Genomic DNA, 25,228 nt, shown 5'->3' with positions numbered 1-25,228 from the left:
ACTTCACAGCTAACCGGTAAAAGCACCCCTAATTCCTAAACTTCATGATGAATATTTTCGCTAACTTACTTTCTCAACCAGCCCAGCCAAAACCCGAAAAACGACAACGCGGAGGGATTGAAATTAAATCAACCCGTGAAATCGAAATTATGCGACAATCAGCGAAGATCGTGGCAACTGTTCTCAAGGAAATTTCTGACCTAGTTCAGCCAGGAATGACCACGGCCGATTTAGATGCTTATGCGGAAAAACGCATCCGCGAAATGGATGCAACTCCTAGCTTTAAAGGATATCATGGGTTTCCCGCTTCCATCTGCTCTAGTATTAATCATGAAGTTGTCCATGGAATTCCTAGCCATAAAAAGGTAATTCATACAGGAGATGTATTAAAAGTTGATACAGGTGCTTATTATCAAGGTTTTCATGGTGATTCCTGCATTACTATCGCTGTGGGTAGTGTGACGAGTGAAGCCGCAAGACTGATTAAAATAGCCGAGGAATCTCTATATAAAGGGATTGAACAGGTAAAAGCTGGTGTCCATTTAACGGAGATTGCCGGTGCAATTGAAGATCATGTAAAAGCCAATGGTTTTACAGTGGTGGAACAATTTACTGGTCATGGTGTGGGTAGAAATTTACACGAAGAACCAGCGGTTTTTAACTATCGAACTCGTGAAATACCGAATGTGAAATTGCGTTCAGGAATGACTTTAGCAATTGAACCAATTTTAAATGCTGGTTCTAAAAATACCAGAATTTTAGCTGATAGATGGACTGCGGTAACAGTTGATAATGCTTTATCTGCTCAGTTTGAGCATACTGTATTAGTGACAGATAGTGGTTATGAAATTTTGACTGATAGAAATCATCTTTAACTATGATTCTTTTGATTTAGATGATTTATATGACAACTAACAAATGACAAATGACAAATGACAAATGACAAATGACAAATGACCAATTAAATTGTTAGTTCCCACCAAGTTTTTTGACCAACCACACCATCTGTTGATAGACTTCGACGATTTTGAAAGGCTTTAACAGCAGTTTCGGTAACTGGCCCAAAAACTCCATCAATAGGTAGTCCATAACCATTAGACATTAACAATTTTTGTAAAACTTTCACAGATATGCCTGAATTACCAAAACCAATTACGGGCATAGGTTTATTCTGGGTTGTGTGATATCCTGTTGATAATTGAACATCTTTTTTATTGGTCATAGGGATATTCCCAGCATCAGCTAATTCAAAAGAACTGCTGGATGTCTGTTTTTGTGTGATTTGGTTAAATATTTGGTGTCGTCGGAATGAGAGAATTGAGAGATTAGTTGGGGAAGTTTCATTTATGTGGATAAATTCTGGTGGTGTAATTTGAGCAGAAGAAACTAACTTATTTGATTGATGATTTGTTAGCTGTACACCATTTTCTAGGTAAAACAAGGTTTGGTTTAATGGAAAATGGGGTATAGTTAGTGATTTCTGATTAAATACACCCATCATCAGCAGTCCGATTTCATTCATTGTCTTTTATAATTGTATTTATTTATAAAATGGGAAATGGCAAAAGCAGAGAAGAACGGATATAAACTGGCACTGAGTTTTTTGAAAAATCAAATATTAGTCCTATATATGTAATTACTATGATCAAATAGTAAAAAATATTTAGGGAAATTGATATATCATAAATCTATCCCACCTTCCGCACCCTAAACTGTCACACAAGGAAAAATGGTCATTTGGGGATTTGAGATTGGCGATAGCCACCCAAGATTTCGACGATTTTGTATCAAAATTATCATTAAAGGTATTCAAAAATCCGAAATTACCGATTGTGACACTGGGGGGTGCGGAATGTGGGATCTATAGCTCGATATCAAAAGAATGATCTGATTTGACACTATAAGAATTATTGATTTTATTCATCTATCTTAAGGGAGTTATTTTTGAAAAAATATTTAGGACTTGGTAGAAGAGAAAAATTCCCAATTTATGAGATCGGGAATTTTAGACTTTTGATCAGGTAAGATATTTTAACCGATACTGTTGGCAACTGGATGGAAGTAGAAGGCAAACCCCAAGACAGTATAAGCAGCTAGGAGTAATGTCCCTTCTAACCAATTAGATTTACCATCAGAACTAATGCTATTAGCAATTAAAACTGATACAGCAACAGCGACTAATTCAAAGGGGTTAAAATCTAAATCCATGGGTTGCCCAGTTGCCCAACCGGCAATTACTAAAACCGGGGCCACAAATAGGGCAATTTGCATACTTGAACCCACAGCGACAGACATAGCCAAATCCATTTTGTTCTTCATGGCTACGGTAACTGCGGTAGCGTGTTCAGCAGCATTACCGATAATAGGAACTAAAATTACCCCGGTAAATAGGGCGCTTAAACCTAGTTGAGATGTAGCGACTTCCAATGAACCAACTAGTAGTTCTGACTCAAAGGCAACTAACAGGGTGCAAACTAAAAGGACACCACTCCATAACCAAACATTTGGTTTTTTATGGACAACTGCTTCTGCTTCCTCTTCGATATCTGCCACACCAACATCATACAAATAAGCATGAGTTTTCATGGAAAATAGCAGTGTTAAGCCGTAAACTAGAATTAAGACGACAGCTACAGCTAGGGAAAGATTCTGTACGGTTTTTTCACTAATCCCTATGGAGGTATAGTTCATTGCTGTTGGTAACAAAATGGCAATTACCGCCAAATTCATAGAAGAAGCATTTACACGAGCTATGACTGATTCAAATGTTTGTTCTTTGTAACGAATTCCGCCTAATAACATGGATAAACCCATGACTAAGAGTAAATTACTGATAATTGATCCAGTTATACTAGCTTTGACGACATCAATTAAGCCCGCATTCAGGGCAACTAAGGCAATAATCAATTCTGTGGCATTGCCAAAAGTCGCGTTTAAAAATCCGCCTATTCCTGGTCCAACAACTACAGCTATTTCTTCCGTAGCTGTACCCATCCAAGCTGCTAGGGGGAGTATAGCTAATGCTGCGGTGATGAAAACTATTAAGTCTCCCCATTCTAAAAAGTGGGCTGCTAGAGATATGGGTATAAATAGGAGCAGGATGCTGAAAATAATGTTCTTGATTGACATTTTTACCTTTAGTTGAGGGGATATCTGCACAGGGACTAAAACATTATGTGCATTTGAACACCTATCATATCTGTCAAGGATGGTGATTGGTAATTGGTAATTGGTAATTGGTAATTGGTAATTGGTAATTGGTAATTGGGGTTCGATATTATTTTTCCTCCTTGTTCCTTCTTCTTCTTCCTGACTCCTGACTCCTGATTCCTGATTTCTGATTTCTGACTACTATTAAAATTTAGTTTTGTTTCACAGGTGTTATTTATAACTGATTTTGTGAGAGAACAATTGTAGAAAGGTAGATATAGTAAGAATATTCTGCAAAATTACACATTTATTTGGATAAAAATATATGACTTTGGCAGCGGAAAAACCCAGTAGTTCTGGCTCAATATTACCATTAGATCAAGAGCCTAAATCCAGTCCTGAACATGATCCCCTGAAAACTGCTCAGGGTGTTTATGTCACGGTTCATGGTCATTTTTATCAACCTCCTAGAGAAAATCCTTATCTTGATGCGATTGAACGTCAACCCAGTGCTAGTCCTTTTCATGACTGGAATGAGCGCATTCATTGGGAGTGCTATCGTCCTAATGCCTTTGCTAGAATCTTAAATGACCGAGGCGAAATTGTGAAAATTGTGAATAATTATGAATACATGAGCTTTAACATTGGTCCAACGCTGATGTCGTGGTTAGAACGCTACGATGGGTCCGTTTATCAGCGGATTTTGGAGGCTGATGCTAAAAGCTGCGATCGCCTAAATGGTCATGGGAATGCGATCGCTCAAGTCTATAATCACATTATCCTTCCCCTAGCCAATGAACGGGATAAACATACACAAATTCGCTGGGGTAAGGAAGATTTCCATTCTCGCTTTGGCCGTGATCCTGAAGGAATGTGGTTGGCAGAAACAGCCGTAGATTATGCCACCTTAGAAGCATTGGTAGCAGAAGGGATTAAGTTTATTATTTTAGCCCCTTCTCAAGCCCAGCGTTGTCGTCCTTTCCCCACAGATGATGATTCTGATAGTCAATGGCATGAGGTGGGTGGTAATCAGATTGATCCTACTCGTCCTTACCGTTGTTATTTAGATAGCGATGAATCTGCAAACAAATCAACTGCCTATATTGATATCTTTTTCTATGATGGTCCGATTTCGCGGGATATGGGTTTTAGTGATGTTGTCTACAATTCCCATCATTTTGCGGGACGCATTGGGGCAGCTATTCGCGGGGATCATCGTCAGTCCCAATTAATTTCTGTAGCTACAGATGGGGAAACCTTTGGACATCACAAAAAAGGCACAGAAAAGACTTTAGCCTATGCTTTTATTGGTGAGTTTCCCCGTCATGGTTGGACTGTCACCAATTTTGCCCATTATTTGAGTTTAAATCCTCCCTCTTGGGAAGTAAAAATCAAGTCTGTGACGGCTTGGAGTTGCGCCCATGGTGTGGATAGATGGCAAGATGATTGTGGTTGTGGTGGTGAAGGGGGCGTGTGGCATCAAAAATGGCGACGGCCGTTAAGAAATGCGTTAAATTGGCTGCGGGATCAGTTAATTGATGTTTATGAGGAATATGGCGGTACATTATTTCGTGATCCTTGGCAAGCGCGGGACGAATATGTTCATGTCATGGGCGATCGCACTCCCGCTAATATTAACCGGTTTCTATCCCGCCATCAAACTCGCAAACTCCAAGCGGTTGAACAGGTAGAAGCTTTACGCTTGTTGGAAATGCAGCGTCACTCTTTACTGATGTTTACCAGTTGCGGCTGGTTTTTTGAGGAAATTTCCCGTCCAGAGGGAACACAAATTTTGCGTTATGCCTCCCGTGCTTTAGAATTAGCCGGAGATGTGGCAGGTATCCAATTAGAAAAGGAGTTTCTTAAACGTCTAGGTTTAGCCCCTAGCAATGTGGAAGAGTTTAAACATGGGGCTGAGATATATCGTCAGTTGGTGCTAACTGCCCAAATTGGCTTTAAACAAGTTGCTGCCCATTACGCCATTACTTCCCTATTTAATCATCACCAAAATACTGCCCCTGGACAAGAGACAGATAAACACCCCCATAATCATCATCAGCGTGTTTACTGCTATGATGCCCATGAGCTAGATTATCATAAGCAAAGCCTGGGACCATTAACTATGGCGGTGGGGCATTTGCAGCTAGTGTCAAATATTACTTGGGAAAATGAAAATTTAGTATTTGCGGTTTTGCATTTGGGTGGTTGGGATTTTCATTGCTGTATTCAAAAGTTTGAAGGACGACGTAACTATAGTCAAATCAGAGAAAAGCTGTTTGCAGCCTTGCAACAGGCTAGTATCGCTCATGTTATTTTGGTGATGACTCAACTATTTGGTGATGAAGCCTTTAGTTTGCAAACTTTATTTGCGGAAGAACGTCACCGCATTATGCGGTTGTTGAGTCAGGAAACACTGGCACGATTAGACCAGTTATATACTCAAGCCTATAGGGATAATTACGGTGTAATTATGGCCTTTCATCGGGATGAGTTGGAAGTACCACGAGAATTACAGGTAGCAGCGGAGATTGCTTTGGGTTATCGTTGTTTAACAGCTTTAAAATCTCTAGAACAAGATATTAGCGAACTACAATTAAGCTGGAATCTGATTGTAGAATTAGAAGCGATCGCTACTGAAGCCAAACATCTCCGTTGTCAATTAAATATCCCCGATGGTAATCAAATTCTAGAACAATTGATAGTCCGGTTATTGTGGCAATTATTGTATGATGCCAATAGCAAAATAGATACAGATATCCAACGTTTAGAACGATTGATTGATGTTGGTCATAAATTACATCTTGGCATTAATTTAAACCATTCCCAAGAACTTTACTGGAGTTGTTTACACAGTCAAATATTGCCACGAATTACCAGTATTGATAATGAAGCCGAAACTACTCAATGTCGTCAATTGCTAAAATTAGGACAAAAATTAGCGGTTGATGTCAGTCCTTATTTAGATAAATTGGCTTAAATTTATATGGTGGGCAATCCCCACCATGATCTTACGGTTTAATCTTGGGGAGGTTTACAATGGTACGGATACAGCCACTGACATTTAAAGAGTCCATGAGTATGTTTTTCTAAAAAAGATCCAGTATTGTACTTTTTTGAGATATTAATTCCGGCTTTTGTTTTGATTTCATAAAGCCAAGGAAAAGACACTATCAGAACAGCCATAACACCGAAGAGATACAAAGAAAAAGTTACAGCTTTAGGAAATTTGCGGGACTGAAAATTGATTTTTTTAGGCATAGAAGTGGTAAACCAAATGTCTATTATAGCTTAAAGATGTCTATTATAGCTTAAAAATCAAAATATGGTTTTGATTAGGTTAAGGTTAAAAATAGTTATGTCGTAGGTTGGGCTGGCAGAAGGAAACCCAACAAAACTCTTGATAATGTTGGGTTTTGCTATCACTCAACCCAACCTACATTTCCTTAACCTAACGAGTAAGTAGGTTAGCATTGAAAATCGTCGCTATGGCAAGGCAAGAGGCAAGAGGCAAGAGGGTTTGGGAGATTTTACTTTTCGTTACATATTACTCTTCGAGAAGCCGCTTCGCGTCTACGGTTTTTTTCCGTTCACCTACTTATTACAATGGGAACTATTTTTATCATCCAGAAACAGAAAAAGGAATCTAGAAAATAAATTGTGTTAATTAAAGAAGATTATCATTTAATCAAGCAGATTAGTAAAAGGGGATTTTGTCAAACATTTCTCGCTGTAGATGAAAGTCAATTTCCGCCAATTCCTTGTGTTATTCACCAATTTTCATCTCAATATCAAACACTGGAAAATTTTCAATGTCAGGTAGAGAAATTAACGGAATTAGGTAAACATCCGCAAATTCCTTCCCTAATCACACATTTTAAAGAAAATGAATATTACTATTTAATTCAAGAATTTATTGAAGGTGATAATTTAGCTAGTTTATTAGCAAAGCAAGGTGTTTTTAATGAAACTCAGATTTGGCAAGTTTTAAAAAGTTTATTACCAGTTCTCAAGTTTATTCATGATCATCAAATTATTCACCGGAATATTCAACCAAGAAATATTATTTTGCGGACTGTAAATCAAAGTCAAGATTTATTAGATAATCTAGTTTTAGTTGATTTTGCTGCAATGAAATTTGTCAATATCAACGAATCTAAAGATGATTTAGTTGGTAGTCCAGAATATATTTCCCCAGAACAAATACAAGGTAAAGCTGTTTTTGCCAGTGATCTTTATAGTTTAGGTATAACTTGTATTTATCTACTAACTCAAATACCACCTTTTGAATTATTTGATATTACTAATAATAGCTGGATATGGCGAGATTATCTCACCAATCAAATTAGCGAACATCTAGGACAAACCCTTGATAAACTTATAAAATATAATTTACAAGAACGCTGGCAATCAGCAGATCAACTTATTTATACTTTGGGAATTAAAGATCATTGTTTGCCTTTATTATCCCCAATTAATCATCCTTTATGGCAACTTTCCTATCCTCTTGAAAATCAAATCAATAGTTCTATTAATACTGTGGCATTAAGTCATGATGGTAAAATATTAGTCAGTGGAGAAGATAATAAAAGTATTAAATTATGGGATTTAAACAATCGGCAATTAATAGCAAACTTTTCCGGACATACTCAAGCTATAACATCAGTTATTTTTAATCACAATGATACAATTTTAGCCACAGCTAGTGATGATCAAACTATGAATTTGTGGGATGTGAAGACATTAGCAAAAATTCATAGTTTGACTGGACATTCACACGCTGTTAAATCTCTAGCATTTCATCCCCAAGGGCAAATTTTAGCTAGTGGAAGTTGGGATAAAACTATTAAAATTTGGGATGTGAATACAGGTTTAGGACTGAATACTTTAACTGGGCATAAATTACAAATAAATGCTGTAGCTTTTAGTCCCCAAGGACGACTTTTAGCAAGTGCTAGTTATGATCGCACAGTTCGCATCTGGCAATTAGAAGACGGAAAATTTAACTTATTAACAACTCTTTCCGGTCATACTTGGGCAGTTTTAACAGTTGCTTTTAGTCCCAATGGTCAAATTTTGGCAACGGGTAGCGGTGATAATACAATTAAATTATGGGATGTTGGCACTGGTGAATTAATTAGCACACTTTCAGGTCATTCTTGGTCAGTGGTGGCTGTAGCTTTTAGTGCTGACGGGGAAACGCTGATTAGTGGCAGTTGGGATAAAACGGTAAAAATTTGGCAAATCAGCACAAAAAAAGAAATTGCTAGTCTTGTAGGTCATACAGACTCAGTATCTAGCGTTGCTATGAGTCATGATGCAAAATTGATTGCCAGTGGTAGTAAGGACAAGACAATCAAATTGTGGCAAAGGGGACTGGTGATAGGTGATAATTTTACTTAATTACCCATGACCAATCACCAATTACCAACTACCAATTACCAACTTAAAATCATCAGGCGCTACCTGTGAAGGCAACCTCTGGAAATTTCAACTGTGCTTCTGCCATTGGGCGTTTTCTGCCTTCTTCTTGCCAGTAGTTAATCACTTCTGTGGCTTTGTTGAGTAACTCCACCCGATCAACATCTGTAATCCAGTGTTTGGATTCTAACTCTTTTTTTAGCTCTTCCCAGGCATCATTTCTGGGCCAAAAAAAGTATTTGGTTAAGGGGCTAGATCCTTTACCAACAACCTGATCAACTGCTAGGGCGACGTTTTCGTCTAACCAGAGAATTTTTAAAATGAACTTGGTCAATTACACCTCCGGGGAATATCCGGGTTTTACTTACTTAGTTTGCGACCTCTTATTTTAACTCAATCTTTGACTAATTGACCAATGAATGAAGAAATTTGGGAATCTTCTTTGTTAGCTGTTGCTATATGATTAATTTTGTTGCCTATCACGTCAGAGTTAGATGATTAAACTAATTAGTATTTTCCTGAGTCTGTTGCTGGTTTTTGGCTGGAATACACCAGTTATGGCAGAATCTCAACCCATTACCGCCGAGGAGTTGCAAGTAGGGGATGAATTAGCGACTAAGGCTTTTGCAGCTACGAATCAAGGCGATTTTGTGACAGCGGAGGCTTATTGGACAGAAATTATTGAAAAATTCCCTACCAATGCGGGAGCATGGAGTAATCGCGGTAATTCTCGTGTCAGTCAGAATAAGTTACAATCCGCATTGATGGATTATAACAAAGCTGTAGAACTTGCGCCTAATGTGACAGATCCTTATTTGAATCGGGGGACGGCGTTGGAGGGTTTGGGAAGATGGGAGGATGCGATCGCTGATTATAATCGTGTATTAGAATTAGATCCCCAAGATGCTATGGCCTATAATAATCGTGGTAATGCTAAAACAGGTTTAGGGAAATGGCAAGAAGCGATTTTAGATTTCCAAAAAGCTACAGAAATTACCCCCAATTTTGCCTTTGCTAGAGCTAATTATGCCTTGGCTTTATATGAAACCAGTCAAACGGAAAAAGCTATCCGCGAAATGCGGAATATAGTCCGTAAATATCCTCGATTTGCTGATATGCGTGCCGCTTTAACAGCCGCTTATTGGGTGACAGGAAATCAAGGAGAAGCGGAAAGTAATTGGGTAGCAGCCTATGGACTAGATACCCGTTATAAAGATATTAATTGGGTCACAAATATCCGCCGCTGGCCACCGAGTATGATAGCAGCTTTAGATAGATTTTTGAAATTACAATAAATTAGCCAGTTATTGAAGGTGACGTTACCTCATTAACGCACTTTTCAATTTCTACAAAATTAAACTGAAAGCCATTTTCCTGCATTTTCTTCTCTTTGGTGACTTTTCCAAAATCGGCAAATTCAGGAAAGTATATGTCTCCCACAAAATTACCTTCAACAATGGTTAAATAAAGTTTATCGGCCAATTTGATTGCTTCAGTGTAAATCTGTCCACCACCAGCGATAAATATTTCTTCTGTTTCACTCATTTTCGCCCATGCAATTGCTTCTGGTAATGAATGCAAAACTACACAACCAAAGGCTTGAAAATTGGTGTCTCTGGTAAGAATGATAGTTGTACAATTACGAATTGGTTTATTAAAAGTGGCATAACTTTTGCGCCCGATAATGACAGGATGTCGTCGGATAGTTTCCCGATAATAAAGTTCATCACTGGGAATATTCCAAGGAATACCCGCATGAATATGTTCTTTTGTCGAGTCTGATAAAATTCGATTTTCAGAAATGACAGCAATGAGACTAATCAAAGGCATAATTTACCCCTATTTATTATTCTTCTACCCGATAACCCAGTTCTGCTAACCGCACTCGTGAATGTCGCCATTTAGGTTGAACTTTGACAAATAATTCTAGATAAACTTTCCCAGCAATTAGCTTTTGAATTTGTTGTCTAGCTTCACTACCAATAGATTTGAGCATTGTTCCACCTTTACCAATAAGAATACCTTTTTGAGAATCTCTCTCAACATGGATGGTGGCGAGAACACGGGTAATTTTTGGGCTTTCTTCGACTAAATCAATGCCTATGGCTACGGAGTGGGGAACTTCTTGACGGGTTAATAATAATATTTGTTCTCGAATTAATTCACCCATGATAAACCGTTCTGGTTGGTCTGTAACTAAATCGGGTGGATAGTAAAATGGTCCTGGTTGGAGATGACTAATTAATAAATCTTGGAGTTGCGATAATTCCGCTCCAGTTTTAGCAGAAAATTTCACACTTTGCCATTGATAGCTATTAGCTAATTGAATATAACTATCATCTATTTTTTGAGCATCTTCTGGTTGTTCATCAATTTTATTAATCCCCAGAATTACAGGTGTTTGACTATTAATTAGTAGTTCTGCCACATAGCGATCGCCTGGACCACAAGCAACAGTGCCATCAACTACAAATAATATCACATCTACCGATTCAATGGCAATTTTCGCATTTTTTACCAGCACTTCTCCCAATTGATGATGGGGTTTGTGAATACCCGGTGTATCTACAAAAATTAACTGGGCTGTTTCTGTAGTTACAATCCCCTTTAACCGATTGCGAGTAGTTTGGGATACTGGGGAAGTAATGGCTATTTTTTGTCCGACTAATTCATTCATTAAAGTGGATTTACCCACATTAGTCCGGCCGATAATGCCAATAAAACCTGATTTAAACCCATCCGGTGCTTGAGGAATCATTACCCCACCGAAATCAGTAAAAATATTATTATCAATATTAGAGACTTGTGATTCTACTTGCATTGTTTACAGTTATGATTAATAGATTATTTTGACTTTGATGGAAATTTTCTTTGAGACTAAGCACCAAGATAAGTAGGTCGGCGTTAAAAAATCAATCTATGTAACGAAATATAAATTAACGAATACCTTATAAATAGGGTGTTTCACGGTTTTTACAAAACTAAACATATATCGATTTTATTGGGCCGACTTACTTACATTAATTATTGCATATTTATGGAAATGATAAAAATTGTCTTCCCTAGCATAAATCGCAAACCATAATTATATTAAGTACAGTATCTTTATCTAGCTCACTGACTATGACCATAGCCTCAACCGCAGTAAATCCTTATTTAGCAGGCAATTTTGCCCCCATAAACACAGAAGTCAGCACTGACAACTTGGAAGTTATCGGAGAAATCCCTCCAGAATTATCAGGGATGTTTGTCCGCAATGGACCGAACCCACAATGGAGTCCCATTGGTCAATATCACTGGTTTGATGGCGATGGAATGTTACATGGTGTACAAATCAACGACGGTAAAGCCACTTATCACAATCGCTATGTGAGAACTAGGGGCTGGAATATTGAACATGAAGCTGGTAAAGCTGTGTGGAGTGGACTTTTAGAACCACCGCAAATGGACAACCCCCACGGACCGGGGAAAAATACCGCTAATACAGCCCTCGTATGGCACAATCAACAGCTTTTAGCATTATGGGAAGGAGGTGCGCCTCATCACATCAACACTGCTGACTTAGCAACTATTGGGGAACATACCTATAATGGTAAACTAATTTCCGCCTTTACCGCCCATCCCAAGGTAGATCCAGTTACGGGGGAAATGATGTTTTTTGGTTACGGTTTTAGACCACCTTATCTACAATATGGCGTAGTTTCCGCCCAAGGTGAGTTATTACGAACAGTACCCATAGAAATACCCACAGCGGTAATGATGCACGATTTCGCCATTACGGAAAATTATACCATTTTCATGGATTTACCTCTGACATTTAGTGCGGAACGAATGATGCGGGGAGAAGCGATGATGATGTTTGAGAGCGATCGCCCCAGTCGGTTTGGTATAATGCCTCGTCATGGTGACAACAGCAATATTCGCTGGTTTGAATGTCCTCCCTGCTATGTCTTCCACACCCTCAACGCTTATGAAGCGGGAGACGAAGTGATTCTTATCGCTTGTCGCATGAATTCCACTAATGTCCTGATTTCCCAGGATACACACCGTGACAAAAAAGGAGACATTCCTTTTTTACACCGTTGGCGTTTTAACCTTAGCACAGGTGCAGTCACAGAAGAACAACTAGATGATGTACCGGGAGAATTTCCCCGTGTCAATGAAAACCTGTTGGGGAGAAAAACCCAATATGGCTATGTGGGAAAAATGGCAAATAATCCAAATCCCTTATTTGGTGGTGTAATCAAATACGATTTTGAAAATGCTACATCCCAAACCCATGAATTTGGCAAAAATCGTTATGGGGGAGAAGCAGTATTTGCACCAGATCCTAATTCCACAGTAGAAGACAAAGGATGGCTGGTAACATTTATTTATGATGAAAATTCCCAAACATCAGAACTCGTAGTTATCAACGCGCAAGATATCACCAGCGAACCGATAGCGCGGGTAATGATTCCTCAACGTGTACCCTATGGATTCCACGGTATTTGGATTTCCTAATTGAGTAGGTTGGGTTGACGTATGTTACCCAACATTGTCATTATCAATTCTTTTGTTGGGATGCGCTGTCGCTTACAGCGGTTTCCGCTCTTATGAGGTATAAAGTCGAATGATGAAACTCTTGTAGTGCGGGCATCTTGCCCGCTTGATATGTACCTCATAACACCGGGAAGTGCTGTAACCCAACCTACTTGGTAGGATTTTTCTCAACTAAATCAGCAAACTTTTTTAATATTTCCCAATACTTTTCTCCCGCAACAAAAGATAAATCATTATGGCTGGCTTTTTCTACCCAAAAAGAAAGTTTGGGAGATGATACAGCAGTAAATAATTTTTCTCCATGACTAAAAGGAATAATTTCGTCAGTTTTACCATGAATGATCAAAACTGGACATTTGACTTTTTTGATTTTGTCGAAATTAGTAAATTTATCAAAAAGTAGAAGTGGCACAGGAACAACTACCCGAAAAATAGAAGTAAAGCTACTTTCAACTATTAACCCACCTACAGGTTTTTTTGATGCTAAATCTACGGCTGAACCACCACCAATGGAACGCCCAAATACTATAATTTTTTGGGGAGGAACTTTTAAAGTTTGAGTTAAATAATTGTAAGCAGTATTAATGTCTTGATAAGCAGCTTTTTCTGTAGGAGTTCCTTCACTTGTTCCATAACCCCGATAATCATAAGCAAAGACACTAAAACCCAAATCTCGGATTTTTTCTAACCGTGATTTAATATATCCCAAATCTTCAGCATTACCATGAGCATAAAGAATAGTGTATTTAGCTTGAGGATTTCGTAAATAAATTGCCGAAATATTTTTATCATCTCCAGTTTTTATTTTGAGAATATCTTGATTATCTTGATAACTAGATGGTTGAGGCACAAAAATCATGCTGTCAGCACGAAAATAAACATAGACAGCAAAAAATGCGTAAATAAAAATTAGAGATTTTAACATTCGCTTCCAGGTTAAATCACCAATAAGTAGTTTTTTAAATTGCTGTTTATCCATATCTTATTTCTATTTCGCGCTCAGATGCAAAAGAAGGAAGACAGGAAAACTGCATTTAAACAAAAACTCCTGTCTTTAATCATCCTTAGATGATTTGTGTCCATTATCTCACGGAAAATGCCTCACTAAACCGTCGAGTAATTGGTTCAACAATGAATGTTAAAACCGATTTTTGCCGGGTAACAATTTCGGCGTTAGCAGCCATACCTGGATTAAATTCTACCTGTTGTCCGCGCACATTCAAAGAATGTTTACTTAACTTAATCCTTGTTGGAAAAACCAAACCTAATTCTTTATCAATTATGGCATTGGGACTGATTTGTAATACTTCACCTTCAACTACACCAAATTCCTGAAAGGGAAAAGTGGCGATTTTGACTTTTGCTTTCATTCCCTGATTAATAAAACCAATATCACGGTTAAGAACTTTTACTTCTAGGAGCATTTCTTCTCCTTCTGGTAAAATTGATAGTAGTTCTTCTCCAGATTGGACTGGACCTTTGGTAGCTTTAATTTTGTAAATTGTGCCGGCAACCGGAGCTTTGATAGTTTCTCCGTCTTTTTGTTGTCTAGCTTGTTCTAATTGACCAGCAACAGTAGTTAATTCTTCTTTGCGTTTGTTGATTTGGGTGAGAATTTCACTTTGACGTTCTGAGGTTAACCGGATATTTTGATTACGCGCTGTTTGATAAGCCTGTTCTGCTTGATTAATTTCTTGAAATTGAGCAGCCGCGTCTTTTTCTAAAGAAGCAATTTTATCTTTCGCTTCTGTTAAATTATTTTGATTTTTAGTAATTTCATCGGAATTTCTGATAATATCTGCATTGGCACGATTTAATCTTTCTTTAGCATCCAGATAATCAACTCTCGTTAAAGCCCCTGGTTCAACCAAGGTACGAAGATTTTCTTCTCGTTGTTGAGCAATAGATAAATTATTATCTAACATAGAACGGAGACTTTTGACATTCTCTAAGTTTTTTTGAACATTGGTAAAACTGACTTTAGCATTTGCCAAATTTTCTTGTAAGCGACTCAACCTAACTTTGGCTTGATTAAGTATTGATTGTTGTCGGTTGGCTTCTGCTGCTGCTGCTGCTTGTTTGGCTTTATAGTCTAATAACCGGGAGTTTAAAAGTTCATCTTGCAAAATTGTTCCCGCAGTTTTTCCTCCAGAACGTTCAGCTTGTAATCTTTGTAAATCATCCTCAATTAATTTACTAGATTTAGCTAGACGGTTAACATCAGTTTGTTGAAAATTGGGGTCACGTTGAATGAGAATTTGATCTTTAGTCACGCGATCGCCTTCTTTCACTTTCACTGCTAAAATAGAACCATTACCCAAAGCTGTCACTGGTCTAACTTGAGTGGAAGCAATTAATTCTCCTGTTGCTGTCGCTACTTCATCAATTTCTGAAAAATGCGCCCAGGAAATTGTCCCCAATATAATAAAACTAATTGTTCCCGCTAACAATCTTGTATAAAGCGGTGGTAATTCCTGTACAGCTTTGCCCAATTCATAGGATAATTGTTCTTCTGGTTTAGCAAATCTCTCTTTCGTTTGACGCGCTTGCACAGCATTTGCAGCTAGGGAAAATTTCATAATTTGTCGGTTTTGTTAGTTGTTTTTTTTATTGAGTGATCCCAATTTCATGTAAGCCTGATAAAACTAATTTCTCAAGGAAAAAAGGCTTAATCTGGTAATTTTGTGAAGCTGCATTAAGAATTAATATGAGCAATAACTAATTACTAAATGTTTAATATTAATCTATTTCAATATCAAATATTGTCATGTAAGTCACTACTTTATCCAGATCCCCGACTTCTTGAAGAAGTCGGGGATCTATTCTATACATAATAATTTTTAGAGAAATTATCTGTATTTCTTCCTACAGTTAGAAGCAATTTTATCTACAATATACGTTAATGAGCTAGTAGCTTACTGGCGAAGGAAGTAAAAATTAACTTTATGATTGATCACAGCGATACAATTGCATCTCGTCAAGAAGGCAAATTTCCAGGTGTGGGTGGACTTGATTTGTATTACCAAAGCTGGCATCCTGGAGGTGAAGTCAAAGGAATCTTAGCCATTGTCCATGGACTCGGAGGACACAGCGGACTTTACAAGACCATAGTTGAGCATTTGTTACCGAAAGAATATGCTATCTATGGTTTTGATTTACGTGGTCACGGACGTTCATCTGGTCAAAGAGGTTATATTAATACCTGGGCAGAATTTCGTAATGACTTGCAAAGTTTCCTCAATTTGATTCAACAACAACAACCAGGATGCCCAATTTTTCTATTGGGACATAGTATGGGGGGAGTGATTGCATTAGATTATACTCTTCATTATGTACAAAATAAATCTGAGTTGTCAGGTGTGATTGCTTTTGCACCCAGTATTGGTCAAGTAGGAGTACCGCTGAGTCGTGTAGTTTTAGGTAAGTTACTCTCCCAGGTGTGGCCGCGTTTTTCCTTGAATATTGGCTTGGATTTTAGCGCAGGTTCACGAGATCAGAAAATTTTAAATTCCTATACTCAAGATAAATTACGCCATACTCTCGCTACTGCTAGGTTATCTACAGAGTTTTTTACTACAGTAGATTGGATTCATACTCACGCTGAAAAATGGCAAATACCTCTATTAATTTTACATGGTGGTGCTGATAGAATCGCTTTACCAGCAGGAAGTGAAACTTTTTATCAAAATGTTACCTATCCAGACAAGTTAAGAATTGAGTACCCTGGAGGCTATCATGATTTACACTACGATATTAATTATGTTGAGGTAATCACTGATTTAGTTAATTGGATGGATAAACATTTACCTGCTGCGGTAGTACCATTAAAATCAATGAATAATCAATAATAGGCGGTAAATAATTTAAAATAGAGATGTTCCAAATAACGTCTCTATAAGAATTTCAAAAAATACACATTTATATTTCATAGATGTCTAATGGCTACGAATACGAAATAGATAAAAGCCAGCAAGTGTAAAAATGAAAATTGTAGTTGCAGAATAAACAATTACATCTTTCACTAAAAAGGAAATCCAATCTTTTCTCAATTCTTGTTTAAACTTGAGTTCTCGTAATTTACGCTCAAGCTCTATATCTTCTTTATCAGGTAATCTGGTATAAGGACTAATCTCCAAATCATCAATCAATTCTTCTGTAGCATTTGCATTTTGCCAATTATCTAATGGAGAATTAGAATCAGCCAAGACAATTGGCAAATTATCCTGATTTTGATTTTTGATCTCTTTTCTAATTACCTTTTTGACAATTTTGACGATTAAAGCTTCTAAATTTTTATCCGTCATATCTAGTAAAGTAAAATATTTTAATCATGAAGACTCAAAATAAATTAGTATTTTCTTCATTATCCAAAATACCGCCAAACCCTTTACAGGTATGACGGTGATTAGTTTACCTTTTATAGTTCCCCAATAATTTCTGGCTGATTTAATTCATCAGACATTTCGATAATTGCTCTGAGAACAGGCTTCATTATGGAATCTTCGTTATTTTCAAAATCTTCATAACGTCGCCGTTTAGCACGATTTGCAACTTGTACCGTAATGCGATAGCGATTTGATGCAGCACTAATTAATTCTTCTGCACGGTGCATGATTTGAGACTGAGTTGTCTCGAACTTAGAACGCTTAAGCATAATTGATAACTCTGGAGATTCTATCCCAGTTTACTCGGATTTTTCAATTTTAGAGATGGAAAGGAAAATGATCCTTGGGAAATTTGCCTAACTAAGAGAATCAAACTAAGAATTTGGCGCATTTGTTGAATTTGCTGTTTAAGTATTTGGTTCTCTAATCGGAGATTGCGAATTTTTTCTTTACCAATATAAATATTATCTGGTACTGTATGTAGGGCTGCATAACTAGCACGTTCATATTGATTAAATGTATCTGTTATAAATGCTAAAGTATCTTTTGCTTTTCGTAATTGTTGAGCTAGATAAAGGAGCATGAGGGAAATAAGGATATTAATCAGGACAACGATAGTTACCATTTTTATGTTGTTTGCCACTGATTTAATCAAAATTGTAGGTCTATTATATCAGCATTGTTACTTTTTATCTGGGGATCTCTTTTATTTTGAGGCATGACGCTGCTGAAAAAATCAAATAGGATTACTATAGAATTTTATAAATCATCCTTTGCCAATTTCTTCCATGACCGAAAACACAAAAGCAATAGTTATATTTGATATAGACGGGGTTATCCGTGACGTGAGCGGTTCATATCGTCGCGCTATCTCCGATACAGTAGAGTATTTCACTACCCAAGCCTATCGTCCCACACCTGTAGACATTGATCACCTCAAATCTGAAGGAATTTGGAATAACGATTGGGAAGCCTCCCAGGAATTAATTTACCGTCATTTTATCAGTCAAGGACAGCAGCGACAAGAAATACAATTAGATTATGCCAACATAGTTACTTATTTTCAAAGCCGTTATCGCGGTACAGATACCAAAAATTGGAATGGCTATATTTGTCATGAACCTTTATTAGCACAGCCGAGTTATTTTGAAGAGTTAACAAAATCTGGTATTGCTTGGGGTTTTTTTAGTGGTGCTACTCGTTTGAGTGCTAACTACATTTTAGAAAAACGTTTGGGTTTACAATCTCCTGTTTTAATTGCTATGGAAGACGCACCTGGTAAACCAGATCCGACTGGACTTTTTGCTACTATTAATATATTAGAAAATGGTAGTAATCAAAAACCAACAGTTGTATATGTAGGTGATACGGTAGCAGATATGCACACTGTGGAAAAAGCAAAAGCTGTAGATAATTCTCGGACTTGGTTAGGTGTAGGAGTTTTACCTCCCCATGTTCAGGAAACAGTAGAAGGATGTGAAGCTTATACACAGAACCTAATACAAGCTGGGGCAAAGATAGTGTTGAATAATGTCCAAGAATTAACAATTAGGACAATTTCTAAATTAGAATTGTGATCTCATTAAATGAGATTTTTTTCATTAACTACCCGATATTCATGTAATTTGTAATCATAGGAAATTCATCAAAATGTCTAATTTAAAACTACCTGATGGACCAAAAACCCACCCTTGGATACAGACATATCAATGGTTAAAAGATCCTTTGGGATATATGGAAGAATGTGCTAAAAACTATGGTGATATTTTTACTTTGAGAGTTGGTCCAGTTTTCACTCCGCAGATATTTATTAGCAACCCCCAAGGGATTCAACAAATTTTCACCACAGATACCAAACAGTTAGATTCCGGTGAACCAGCAGGAGTTCAAGCCCCTTTATTGGGAAGACAATCTTTATTAGCATTAGAAGGGAAACCTCATCAACGTCAACGTAAATTATTAACTCCTCCTTTACATGGAGAAAGAATGTTGGCTTATGGTGATTTAATTAGCGAAATTACTCAGCAAGTTACTAATAAATGGCAAATTGGACAAACATTTAATATCCTTTATTCTATGCAAGAAATCTCTTTTGAAGTGATTTTAAAAGCTGTATTTGGTTTACAGAATGGCTCACATTATGAGCAATTGAAGACATTATTATTAAAGATTCTCAATCCTAAACAACCTTTTTTGCGAGCCATGATGTTAGTTTTTCCATTCTTGCAAAAGGATCTAGGTGCGTGGAGTCCTTGGCACAAATTCTTACAGTTAAAAGCTGAAATTGACGAAGTTATCTATGCGGAAATTAAGGAACGTCAAGAAAAACCCGATTCATCTCGCAGTGATATATTATCTTTGATGATGGCTGCTAGAGATGAAAATGGTCAACCTATGAGTGATGTTGAATTACGAGATGAATTGATTACTTTATTGATAGCTGGTCATGAAACTACTGCAACTTCTTTAACATGGGCGCTTTATTGGATTAATCATGTCCCACAGGTACGAGCAAAATTATTGCAAGAATTGGATAATTTAGGTGAAAATCCAGATGCGAATGAGATTTTTAAATTACCCTATTTAAATGCTGTTTGTTCAGAAACATTGCGAATATATCCGGTGGCCATGTTGGCTTTAAATAGATTGGTAAAATCACCCTTTGAGTTGATGGGTTATAATTTAGAAGCAGGAACTATTGTTATTCCTTGTATTTATCTCACTCATCATCGAGAAGATTTATATCCTGATTCTCAACAGTTTAAACCAGAGCGTTTTTTAGAACGGCAATTTTCTCCTACTGAGTTTGTACCTTTTGGTGGTGGAAATCGTCGCTGTATTGGCATGGCTTTTGCTTTATTTGAAATGAAACTTGTCTTGGCAAATGTGCTATCTAATTGGAATCTAGAATTGGCTGATACTCAACCAGTACAACCGGCACGGAAGGGGGCTTTATTGGGTCCATGTGGGGGTGTGAAAATGATTGTGAAGGGGAAAAGAGAGAAAAATCAGCCTATTTTGCAAAAAGCGCGTTAGTTCAGGGTAGAGTTTTTTAGTAAAATAACCTGTTGTTAGGGAAGCATTTACCATGAAAGACGTTTTAAGTTTGACATACGAAATTATAGAAGGAAATGGTTATGTTCTCATTCCTGATGTGTTAAGCCCAACGCAGGCAGAAGAAGCTAGATCAATGGTACTTACTGACTTGGATTAGAATTCAAGTCAGCTTTGTTTGAAGATATTCAAAGAATTAGGGCAGATACTTGGAATTAGATCAAGATTCCTTTATTGTCGCTAAAACAGGCTTACCAGTAGATACAGCCTGTTCGACAATATCAATTGCTCGCTTTGTTCCCCCTGATTTCTGAATTGCTGCTTGCAACCTAGCAGCATTCTTTTGATAAGAATCTTCCGTCAACACCTTTTTAATAGCAGTCCGCAAATTATTAACATTAACTTTCTTCACAGGAATAGCTTCCCCACATCCTGACCAAACTATCCGCGAAGCTACTCCTGGTTGGTCATTAGCAATGGGAATAGCTACCATTGGTACACCATTCGTTAAACATTCCAATGTGGTATTCATTCCTGCATGAGTAATAGTTAAATCTGCTTTTTCTAATAATTGTAATTGTGGTGCATAACGAACCACTAAAGGATTTCCTGCTATTCCTTCGAGAACTTCAGGATTAGCCGAACCACCCAAAGAAATTACTAATTGTGCATCTAACTCTTGACAAGCTGCGGCAATATTCTGGAAAACTGGTAACAACCGATTTTGTAAAGTTCCCATTGAAGCATAAATTAAGGGTTGTCCTGTTAATTTATCAAAGGGAAAATCAGCAACTTCCCTACCAGTTGCACTATGATATGGTCCGGTAAAATGAAAGCAATTAGGTAAATTTTGTCGAGGAAATTCTAATTCAGCAGGTTGTTGACTAATTTGAGCTAGTTGAGAATAACGTTGATTTGGGTCAAAGTATGCAGGTAAATTTTTATCTCGACGATAGCTTTCTATTAATTCTGTGATAGGTCGAGTAGCCCGATTTAATAATTTATAACCTAATTTATTACGCAGTTTTGCCCACAAAGCTGGACTATAAGACCAATTTGTCATGAAGGGGGGAACACTTGGCTCTCGATTTAAAACTACAGCACTACAAACAGTAATAAAGGGAAGACCAGAAACATCTGCAATAGTCCCTCCATAGGACATAGTTTGATCTATTAATAGTGCTTCTATACCTGCGTCTTTGATAGCTGTTGGGGCATCCCTGAAGGTAACATTAGTAATATCTCTAAAAATAGAGATGGTATATTTTAGTGCTTTCTGTCCGCTTAATTCTCCTAATTTATCAAAAGATGCTTTTGCTGAACCCAGGGGACATTCAGATTCACCAATAACTTGAAATTCTAAACCGGCTGCTTGTGCTTTGGATTGGGCATCAGGAATACCAATTAAGGTAACACGATGTCCACGCTGTTGTAGTTCTTTTCCCAGAGGTAGTATTGTGTTCCAATGTCCAGTTGAGGCGGGACACATTAAGCCATAATGAGTCATAATCGTGTTTTCTCCTTATTTATAATGATATATACCAGAAAACTGCCCCATAGATTCAACGCAGATCACTGTAGTAGGTTTGGATCTATGTTTAAAATACTTTATTAGTGTAATATTATTGCGTCAGACTTTCACCGAGGTCAGCACCAAAGCAATTATGATTAAATCTTGGATGATAATTGGTAGTATAGCATTCTTAGTAGGCTTCGCTGGTAACTGGATTACACCAAATCAGAGTCAATGGTTTAGACAATTACAAAGACCTAAATGGTTAACCTTTGAATCAGCAATTCCCCTGATTTGGACTATAATTTTTATCTGTGGTGCTTGGTCAGCTTACATCATTTGGGAACACAGCCCAAATACTGATATAACCCGTTTAATGATGGGTTTGTACCTACTACTAGAGATATTTACTATAGCTTACAGCCCTGTAATGTTACGTTTTCGCAGTCTCATCGCTGGTACAATCCTCGGTGGTACAGGATTACTCATTTGTCTGTTAATCACACTTGCAGTCTTATCAGTATCCATCTGGGCAGCATTACTATTATTGCCCTATTTACTTTGGAGTCCCATAGGTACATACACCACATGGCAAATGAGTCGTCTTAATCCCCAAGATGCTTAAGCATAAAAGTTGAAAGTCTCTTTGTGTTTGACTTTCAACTTTTGATAATAGATTATATTCTATTCTTTGCTCTTTCTTCCTTTGCGTCTTTGCTCCTTAGCGTCTTTGCGCGAAACAAAATCAAGATTTATTACAAAACAGAAGATTTATTTTCTGTCGTCTGAATGAAAGTTTGAAAATTCCCATTGGGTGTCCATTGAATTGCACCATCTTTGCCAGTCGAGAAAAGTTTTGTTTCTCCTTTACTCAAAGAAGATAATACTTTACTATCTAGATTATTAGCAGGAGCAATCGCTATTTGTGGTTTGAGTGCTAAAACTAAATCCTGTAAAGATTCTGATGGACACCACAACACCTGGGGAGAAGATAAATCCCCACTCTTAATCAATTCTGCAATTTGTTGAGACTTAATATTTCCTACCAATAACCAATTCTGATTAAAAATTTGTAACTTTAAAATCGGTACTTGATCATTAATTAATTGTGCTGTAATTGTCGGATTATTTATAGATTGACCAACTGCTAAATTTTGATAGATTCCTTGCTGTTTTTGCAGTTCCTTTTGTAGTAATTGAGTTGCAATATTGTCTGCTAACTTAGGAGTATATTCATATAAATTCTTAATTGGTAAACTTTGCATAATTTCCAACCAAGCATCATTGGTATAACCAGGAAACTTACTAGCGATCGCCCAATTAATTTGATTTATTCCTTGCTGCCTTAAAAATGGTAAAATAGTAAATCTACCAGTCCCTTCATTCCCCCCATTAATGACCGTAATATTCCCCCGATCTTGAATTACTAAAACAGGTTCATTTTTAGTATCTAACAAAGTAATTCTCACCAAATTATTAGCAGAATGCCAACTAGGAACAAGTATCAAACCAACTGCAATTAAACCTGAAAACCACCAACGTTTTTGCCACCATTTAACTAACCAAACTAAAATAATTAAAAGATAGATAGTCAACATTTGCCAAATTGATATACTACCAACTGGTATCTGGCTTCCTGGTAAATTATCGAAAAATTCCACCATTTGAATTAACCAATGGGTAGGATAATATAAAAAACTGGCTAAAGTGCCACCTAACTCTGGTGAAATTAAACTTACCAAACCGCTAATCATTCCCCCAATACTAATCACAGAAATAAATGGTGTCGTCAAAATATTGAGAGGCACACTATAAACTATAATCACACAAGCAAAATCCAGCAATCGAGGTAAAGTCCAAATTGTAGCTGCTAAAGGTACAGAAATTAAAGAAGCGATCGCAGGAGGTAGCCAATCTAAACGTTGAGTAATAGATGATGCAGTGACAACCAATCCCAAAGTCGCTAAAAAACTCAATTGAAAACCTAAATTCCAAATCCACAAAGGATTAAACAACAATAATAAAGTAGCCGCTATTAACAAAGACCCCAACTGCTTAACATTTCTTTCCAAAGCCAAACCCAGCAAAGCCGCAAAACCCATAATTTCCGCTCTTAACACCGCAGGTTCAAAACCTACTAAAAACAAAAACACAATTAAACTCAAGCCACCCAGGGTAATCTGCGTCGCTTTATTTGTACGTCTTGTTAGCTGTAAAACTACACCTAAAATTAGAGAAGTTTGAAACCCAGATGCAGCTAAAGCAGGAGCTAAACCTGTCCTGACAAATAAATCCCGGATATCATAAGGTAAATCAACGGCTTTACTACCTAAAACCATTGCACTGACAAGGGGACCTTCAGGAACACCTAATAAACGAGCTTGCGATCGCCCAATTTTCTCACGAACTTGCCACCATCCCCAAGGACGTTCATCATCAAGAATATTAATCTGTCTACCAATTAAACCCGCAAAAGTCCTCTCCTGCCGCAGATACTTCTGAAAATCAAAACCACCAGGATTGGAAGCCGCTGTAGGTTTATACAAAAATCCAGTCACCGCAACTTGTTGTCCGGGATATAAACCAGTAGATTGCAGTATCGGTACAGTCACATATAACCTACCCGTCACCCCCTTGCTACTCCCTAGAGATCCTGTAACACTCTTAACTTCATCCAACTGAGTCACTGCTAACCAAAATTGTCCCCGTTGACTACGAGTTATCCGGGGATTACTATCCACCAAACCGCGTACAATTACCAATTGTTCAAGATTACTATTATCCCCAGCCGCAAATTGACTAATATCTTTGATTCCCGGTTGAGGGACTCGGAATTGAAAATAAACAGTAGCCAATAAACCCACAACACCAGCTATTAACCATATTCTAGGATGGGGAGTACCTGCCCAGTTATTAACTACTGTTTTCTGTTTCGTAACGGCATTTTCTTTTTTGAGAGCAAATTGCCGCAAATTAGTATATATTCGGCGAAACAAAACCGCTCCCACCACACCCAATAGCAAAATCCATATACCGCCCCAGGGAATTGCGGTAAATAGCAAACCCAAAATATAACTAAGACAGATAATTATTCCACTCGTCTGCATCATAAATCAAAATAATTGCCAAAGCGCCCAAACCAGAAAATATAGCATCAATATTTAAC

22 protein-coding genes are annotated in these 25,228 nt (G+C 37.4%); 10 read left to right on the top strand and 12 right to left on the bottom strand.

Annotation, left to right across the window (positions count from 1 at the left end):
• Positions 1 to 47: 47 nt before the first annotated feature.
• Positions 48 to 875, top strand: a complete 828-nt coding sequence (map, locus tag BMF77_RS06845) for a type I methionyl aminopeptidase (protein ID WP_148766844.1) — start codon at positions 48 to 50, stop codon at positions 873 to 875.
• Positions 876 to 961: 86 nt separating this feature from the next.
• Here map and BMF77_RS06840 read toward each other — a convergent pair whose 3' ends face one another.
• Both BMF77_RS06840 and cax read right to left on the bottom strand, forming a co-directional pair.
• Complete coding sequence (locus tag BMF77_RS06840; protein WP_233467172.1) at positions 962 to 1,522, bottom strand: peptidoglycan-binding protein; 561 nt, start codon at positions 1,520 to 1,522, stop codon at positions 962 to 964.
• A 509-nt stretch (positions 1,523 to 2,031) separates the two neighbouring features.
• Positions 2,032 to 3,129 carry a calcium/proton exchanger gene (gene cax, locus BMF77_RS06830; RefSeq protein WP_148761652.1) on the bottom strand — a complete coding sequence of 366 codons (1,098 nt, stop codon included), beginning with the start codon at positions 3,127 to 3,129 and terminating at the stop codon, positions 2,032 to 2,034.
• 346 nt (positions 3,130 to 3,475) lie between these two features.
• On the opposite strand from cax, the gene BMF77_RS06825 reads away from it, so the two are divergent.
• Positions 3,476 to 6,127 (top strand): DUF3536 domain-containing protein, encoded by a 2,652-nt coding sequence (locus tag BMF77_RS06825; RefSeq protein ID WP_148761650.1) that lies wholly within the window; start codon positions 3,476 to 3,478, stop codon positions 6,125 to 6,127.
• Positions 6,128 to 6,807: 680 nt separating this feature from the next.
• Positions 6,808 to 8,550, top strand: a complete 1,743-nt coding sequence (locus BMF77_RS06815; RefSeq protein WP_148761648.1) for a WD40 repeat domain-containing serine/threonine-protein kinase — start codon at positions 6,808 to 6,810, stop codon at positions 8,548 to 8,550.
• Positions 8,551 to 8,602: 52 nt separating this feature from the next.
• On the opposite strand, the gene BMF77_RS06810 is transcribed toward BMF77_RS06815, so the two are convergent.
• Positions 8,603 to 8,902 (bottom strand): 30S ribosomal protein PSRP-3, encoded by a 300-nt coding sequence (locus BMF77_RS06810; RefSeq protein ID WP_015079494.1) that lies wholly within the window; start codon positions 8,900 to 8,902, stop codon positions 8,603 to 8,605.
• A 160-nt stretch (positions 8,903 to 9,062) separates the two neighbouring features.
• Here BMF77_RS06810 and BMF77_RS06805 point away from each other — a divergent pair, with 160 nt between their 5' ends.
• A complete protein-coding gene (locus BMF77_RS06805; RefSeq protein WP_148761646.1) occupies positions 9,063 to 9,863 on the top strand; it encodes a tetratricopeptide repeat protein in 801 nt (266 codons plus the stop codon).
• Between the two features lies 1 nt (position 9,864).
• Here the strand turns inward: BMF77_RS06805 and BMF77_RS06800 are convergent, their stop codons facing one another.
• Complete coding sequence (locus BMF77_RS06800; RefSeq protein WP_148761644.1) at positions 9,865 to 10,398, bottom strand: dihydrofolate reductase; 534 nt, start codon at positions 10,396 to 10,398, stop codon at positions 9,865 to 9,867.
• Positions 10,399 to 10,414: 16 nt separating this feature from the next.
• Positions 10,415 to 11,389: a GTPase Era gene (gene era / locus BMF77_RS06795; RefSeq protein WP_148761642.1), complete on the bottom strand. Its 975-nt coding sequence runs from the start codon at positions 11,387 to 11,389 to the stop codon at positions 10,415 to 10,417.
• 308 nt (positions 11,390 to 11,697) lie between these two features.
• On the opposite strand from era, the gene BMF77_RS06790 reads away from it, so the two are divergent.
• Positions 11,698 to 13,071 (top strand): carotenoid oxygenase family protein, encoded by a 1,374-nt coding sequence (locus tag BMF77_RS06790; protein ID WP_148766839.1) that lies wholly within the window; start codon positions 11,698 to 11,700, stop codon positions 13,069 to 13,071.
• A gap of 187 nt (positions 13,072 to 13,258) precedes the next feature.
• Here BMF77_RS06790 and BMF77_RS06785 read toward each other — a convergent pair whose 3' ends face one another.
• A complete protein-coding gene (locus BMF77_RS06785) occupies positions 13,259 to 14,089 on the bottom strand; it encodes an alpha/beta hydrolase (protein WP_148761640.1) in 831 nt (276 codons plus the stop codon).
• Positions 14,090 to 14,192: 103 nt separating this feature from the next.
• Positions 14,193 to 15,689 (bottom strand): HlyD family efflux transporter periplasmic adaptor subunit, encoded by a 1,497-nt coding sequence (locus BMF77_RS06780; RefSeq protein WP_148761638.1) that lies wholly within the window; start codon positions 15,687 to 15,689, stop codon positions 14,193 to 14,195.
• 366 nt (positions 15,690 to 16,055) lie between these two features.
• On the opposite strand from BMF77_RS06780, the gene BMF77_RS06775 reads away from it, so the two are divergent.
• Positions 16,056 to 16,958 carry an alpha/beta hydrolase gene (locus tag BMF77_RS06775; protein WP_148761636.1) on the top strand — a complete coding sequence of 301 codons (903 nt, stop codon included), beginning with the start codon at positions 16,056 to 16,058 and terminating at the stop codon, positions 16,956 to 16,958.
• A gap of 87 nt (positions 16,959 to 17,045) precedes the next feature.
• On the opposite strand, the gene BMF77_RS27210 is transcribed toward BMF77_RS06775, so the two are convergent.
• The 3 genes from BMF77_RS27210 to BMF77_RS06760 all read right to left on the bottom strand — a co-directional run bounded on the left by BMF77_RS27210 (position 17,046) and on the right by BMF77_RS06760 (position 18,138).
• Positions 17,046 to 17,414, bottom strand: coding sequence for a hypothetical protein (locus tag BMF77_RS27210; protein ID WP_210422310.1), 369 nt, complete (start codon positions 17,412 to 17,414; stop codon positions 17,046 to 17,048).
• A 113-nt stretch (positions 17,415 to 17,527) separates the two neighbouring features.
• Positions 17,528 to 17,764 carry a DNA-directed RNA polymerase subunit omega gene (locus tag BMF77_RS06765; RefSeq protein WP_015079483.1) on the bottom strand — a complete coding sequence of 79 codons (237 nt, stop codon included), beginning with the start codon at positions 17,762 to 17,764 and terminating at the stop codon, positions 17,528 to 17,530.
• Positions 17,765 to 17,784: 20 nt separating this feature from the next.
• Positions 17,785 to 18,138: a hypothetical protein gene (locus BMF77_RS06760; RefSeq protein WP_235081973.1), complete on the bottom strand. Its 354-nt coding sequence runs from the start codon at positions 18,136 to 18,138 to the stop codon at positions 17,785 to 17,787.
• A 145-nt stretch (positions 18,139 to 18,283) separates the two neighbouring features.
• On the opposite strand from BMF77_RS06760, the gene BMF77_RS06755 reads away from it, so the two are divergent.
• The 3 genes from BMF77_RS06755 to BMF77_RS28575 all read left to right on the top strand — a co-directional run bounded on the left by BMF77_RS06755 (position 18,284) and on the right by BMF77_RS28575 (position 20,709).
• A complete protein-coding gene (locus BMF77_RS06755) occupies positions 18,284 to 19,072 on the top strand; it encodes a TIGR01548 family HAD-type hydrolase (RefSeq protein WP_148761634.1) in 789 nt (262 codons plus the stop codon).
• A gap of 73 nt (positions 19,073 to 19,145) precedes the next feature.
• Entirely contained in the window at positions 19,146 to 20,531 is a 1,386-nt protein-coding gene (locus BMF77_RS06750) for a cytochrome P450 (protein ID WP_148761631.1), read from the top strand.
• Positions 20,532 to 20,583: 52 nt separating this feature from the next.
• Positions 20,584 to 20,709 carry a hypothetical protein gene (locus BMF77_RS28575; protein ID WP_256369719.1) on the top strand — a complete coding sequence of 42 codons (126 nt, stop codon included), beginning with the start codon at positions 20,584 to 20,586 and terminating at the stop codon, positions 20,707 to 20,709.
• 60 nt (positions 20,710 to 20,769) lie between these two features.
• Here BMF77_RS28575 and BMF77_RS06745 read toward each other — a convergent pair whose 3' ends face one another.
• On the bottom strand, positions 20,770 to 22,056 hold the full coding sequence (locus tag BMF77_RS06745; protein WP_015079479.1) for a glycosyltransferase: 1,287 nt from the start codon (positions 22,054 to 22,056) through the stop codon (positions 20,770 to 20,772).
• A 157-nt stretch (positions 22,057 to 22,213) separates the two neighbouring features.
• Between BMF77_RS06745 and BMF77_RS06740 the strand changes: the two genes are divergently transcribed.
• On the top strand, positions 22,214 to 22,687 hold the full coding sequence (locus tag BMF77_RS06740; protein WP_148761629.1) for a TspO/MBR family protein: 474 nt from the start codon (positions 22,214 to 22,216) through the stop codon (positions 22,685 to 22,687).
• Between the two features lie 130 nt (positions 22,688 to 22,817).
• On the opposite strand, the gene BMF77_RS06735 is transcribed toward BMF77_RS06740, so the two are convergent.
• Positions 22,818 to 25,172 (bottom strand): ComEC/Rec2 family competence protein, encoded by a 2,355-nt coding sequence (locus BMF77_RS06735; RefSeq protein WP_148761627.1) that lies wholly within the window; start codon positions 25,170 to 25,172, stop codon positions 22,818 to 22,820.
• Positions 25,173 to 25,228: the final 56 nt, after the last annotated feature.

Origin of the sequence: Dolichospermum sp. UHCC 0315A, assembly GCF_008121535.1 — a bacterium.
Taxonomy (GTDB): domain Bacteria; phylum Cyanobacteriota; class Cyanobacteriia; order Cyanobacteriales; family Nostocaceae; genus Dolichospermum; species Dolichospermum lemmermannii.
Note: the sequence above shows the minus strand (reverse complement) of the source record. Positions and strands in the feature narration are given on the sequence as shown.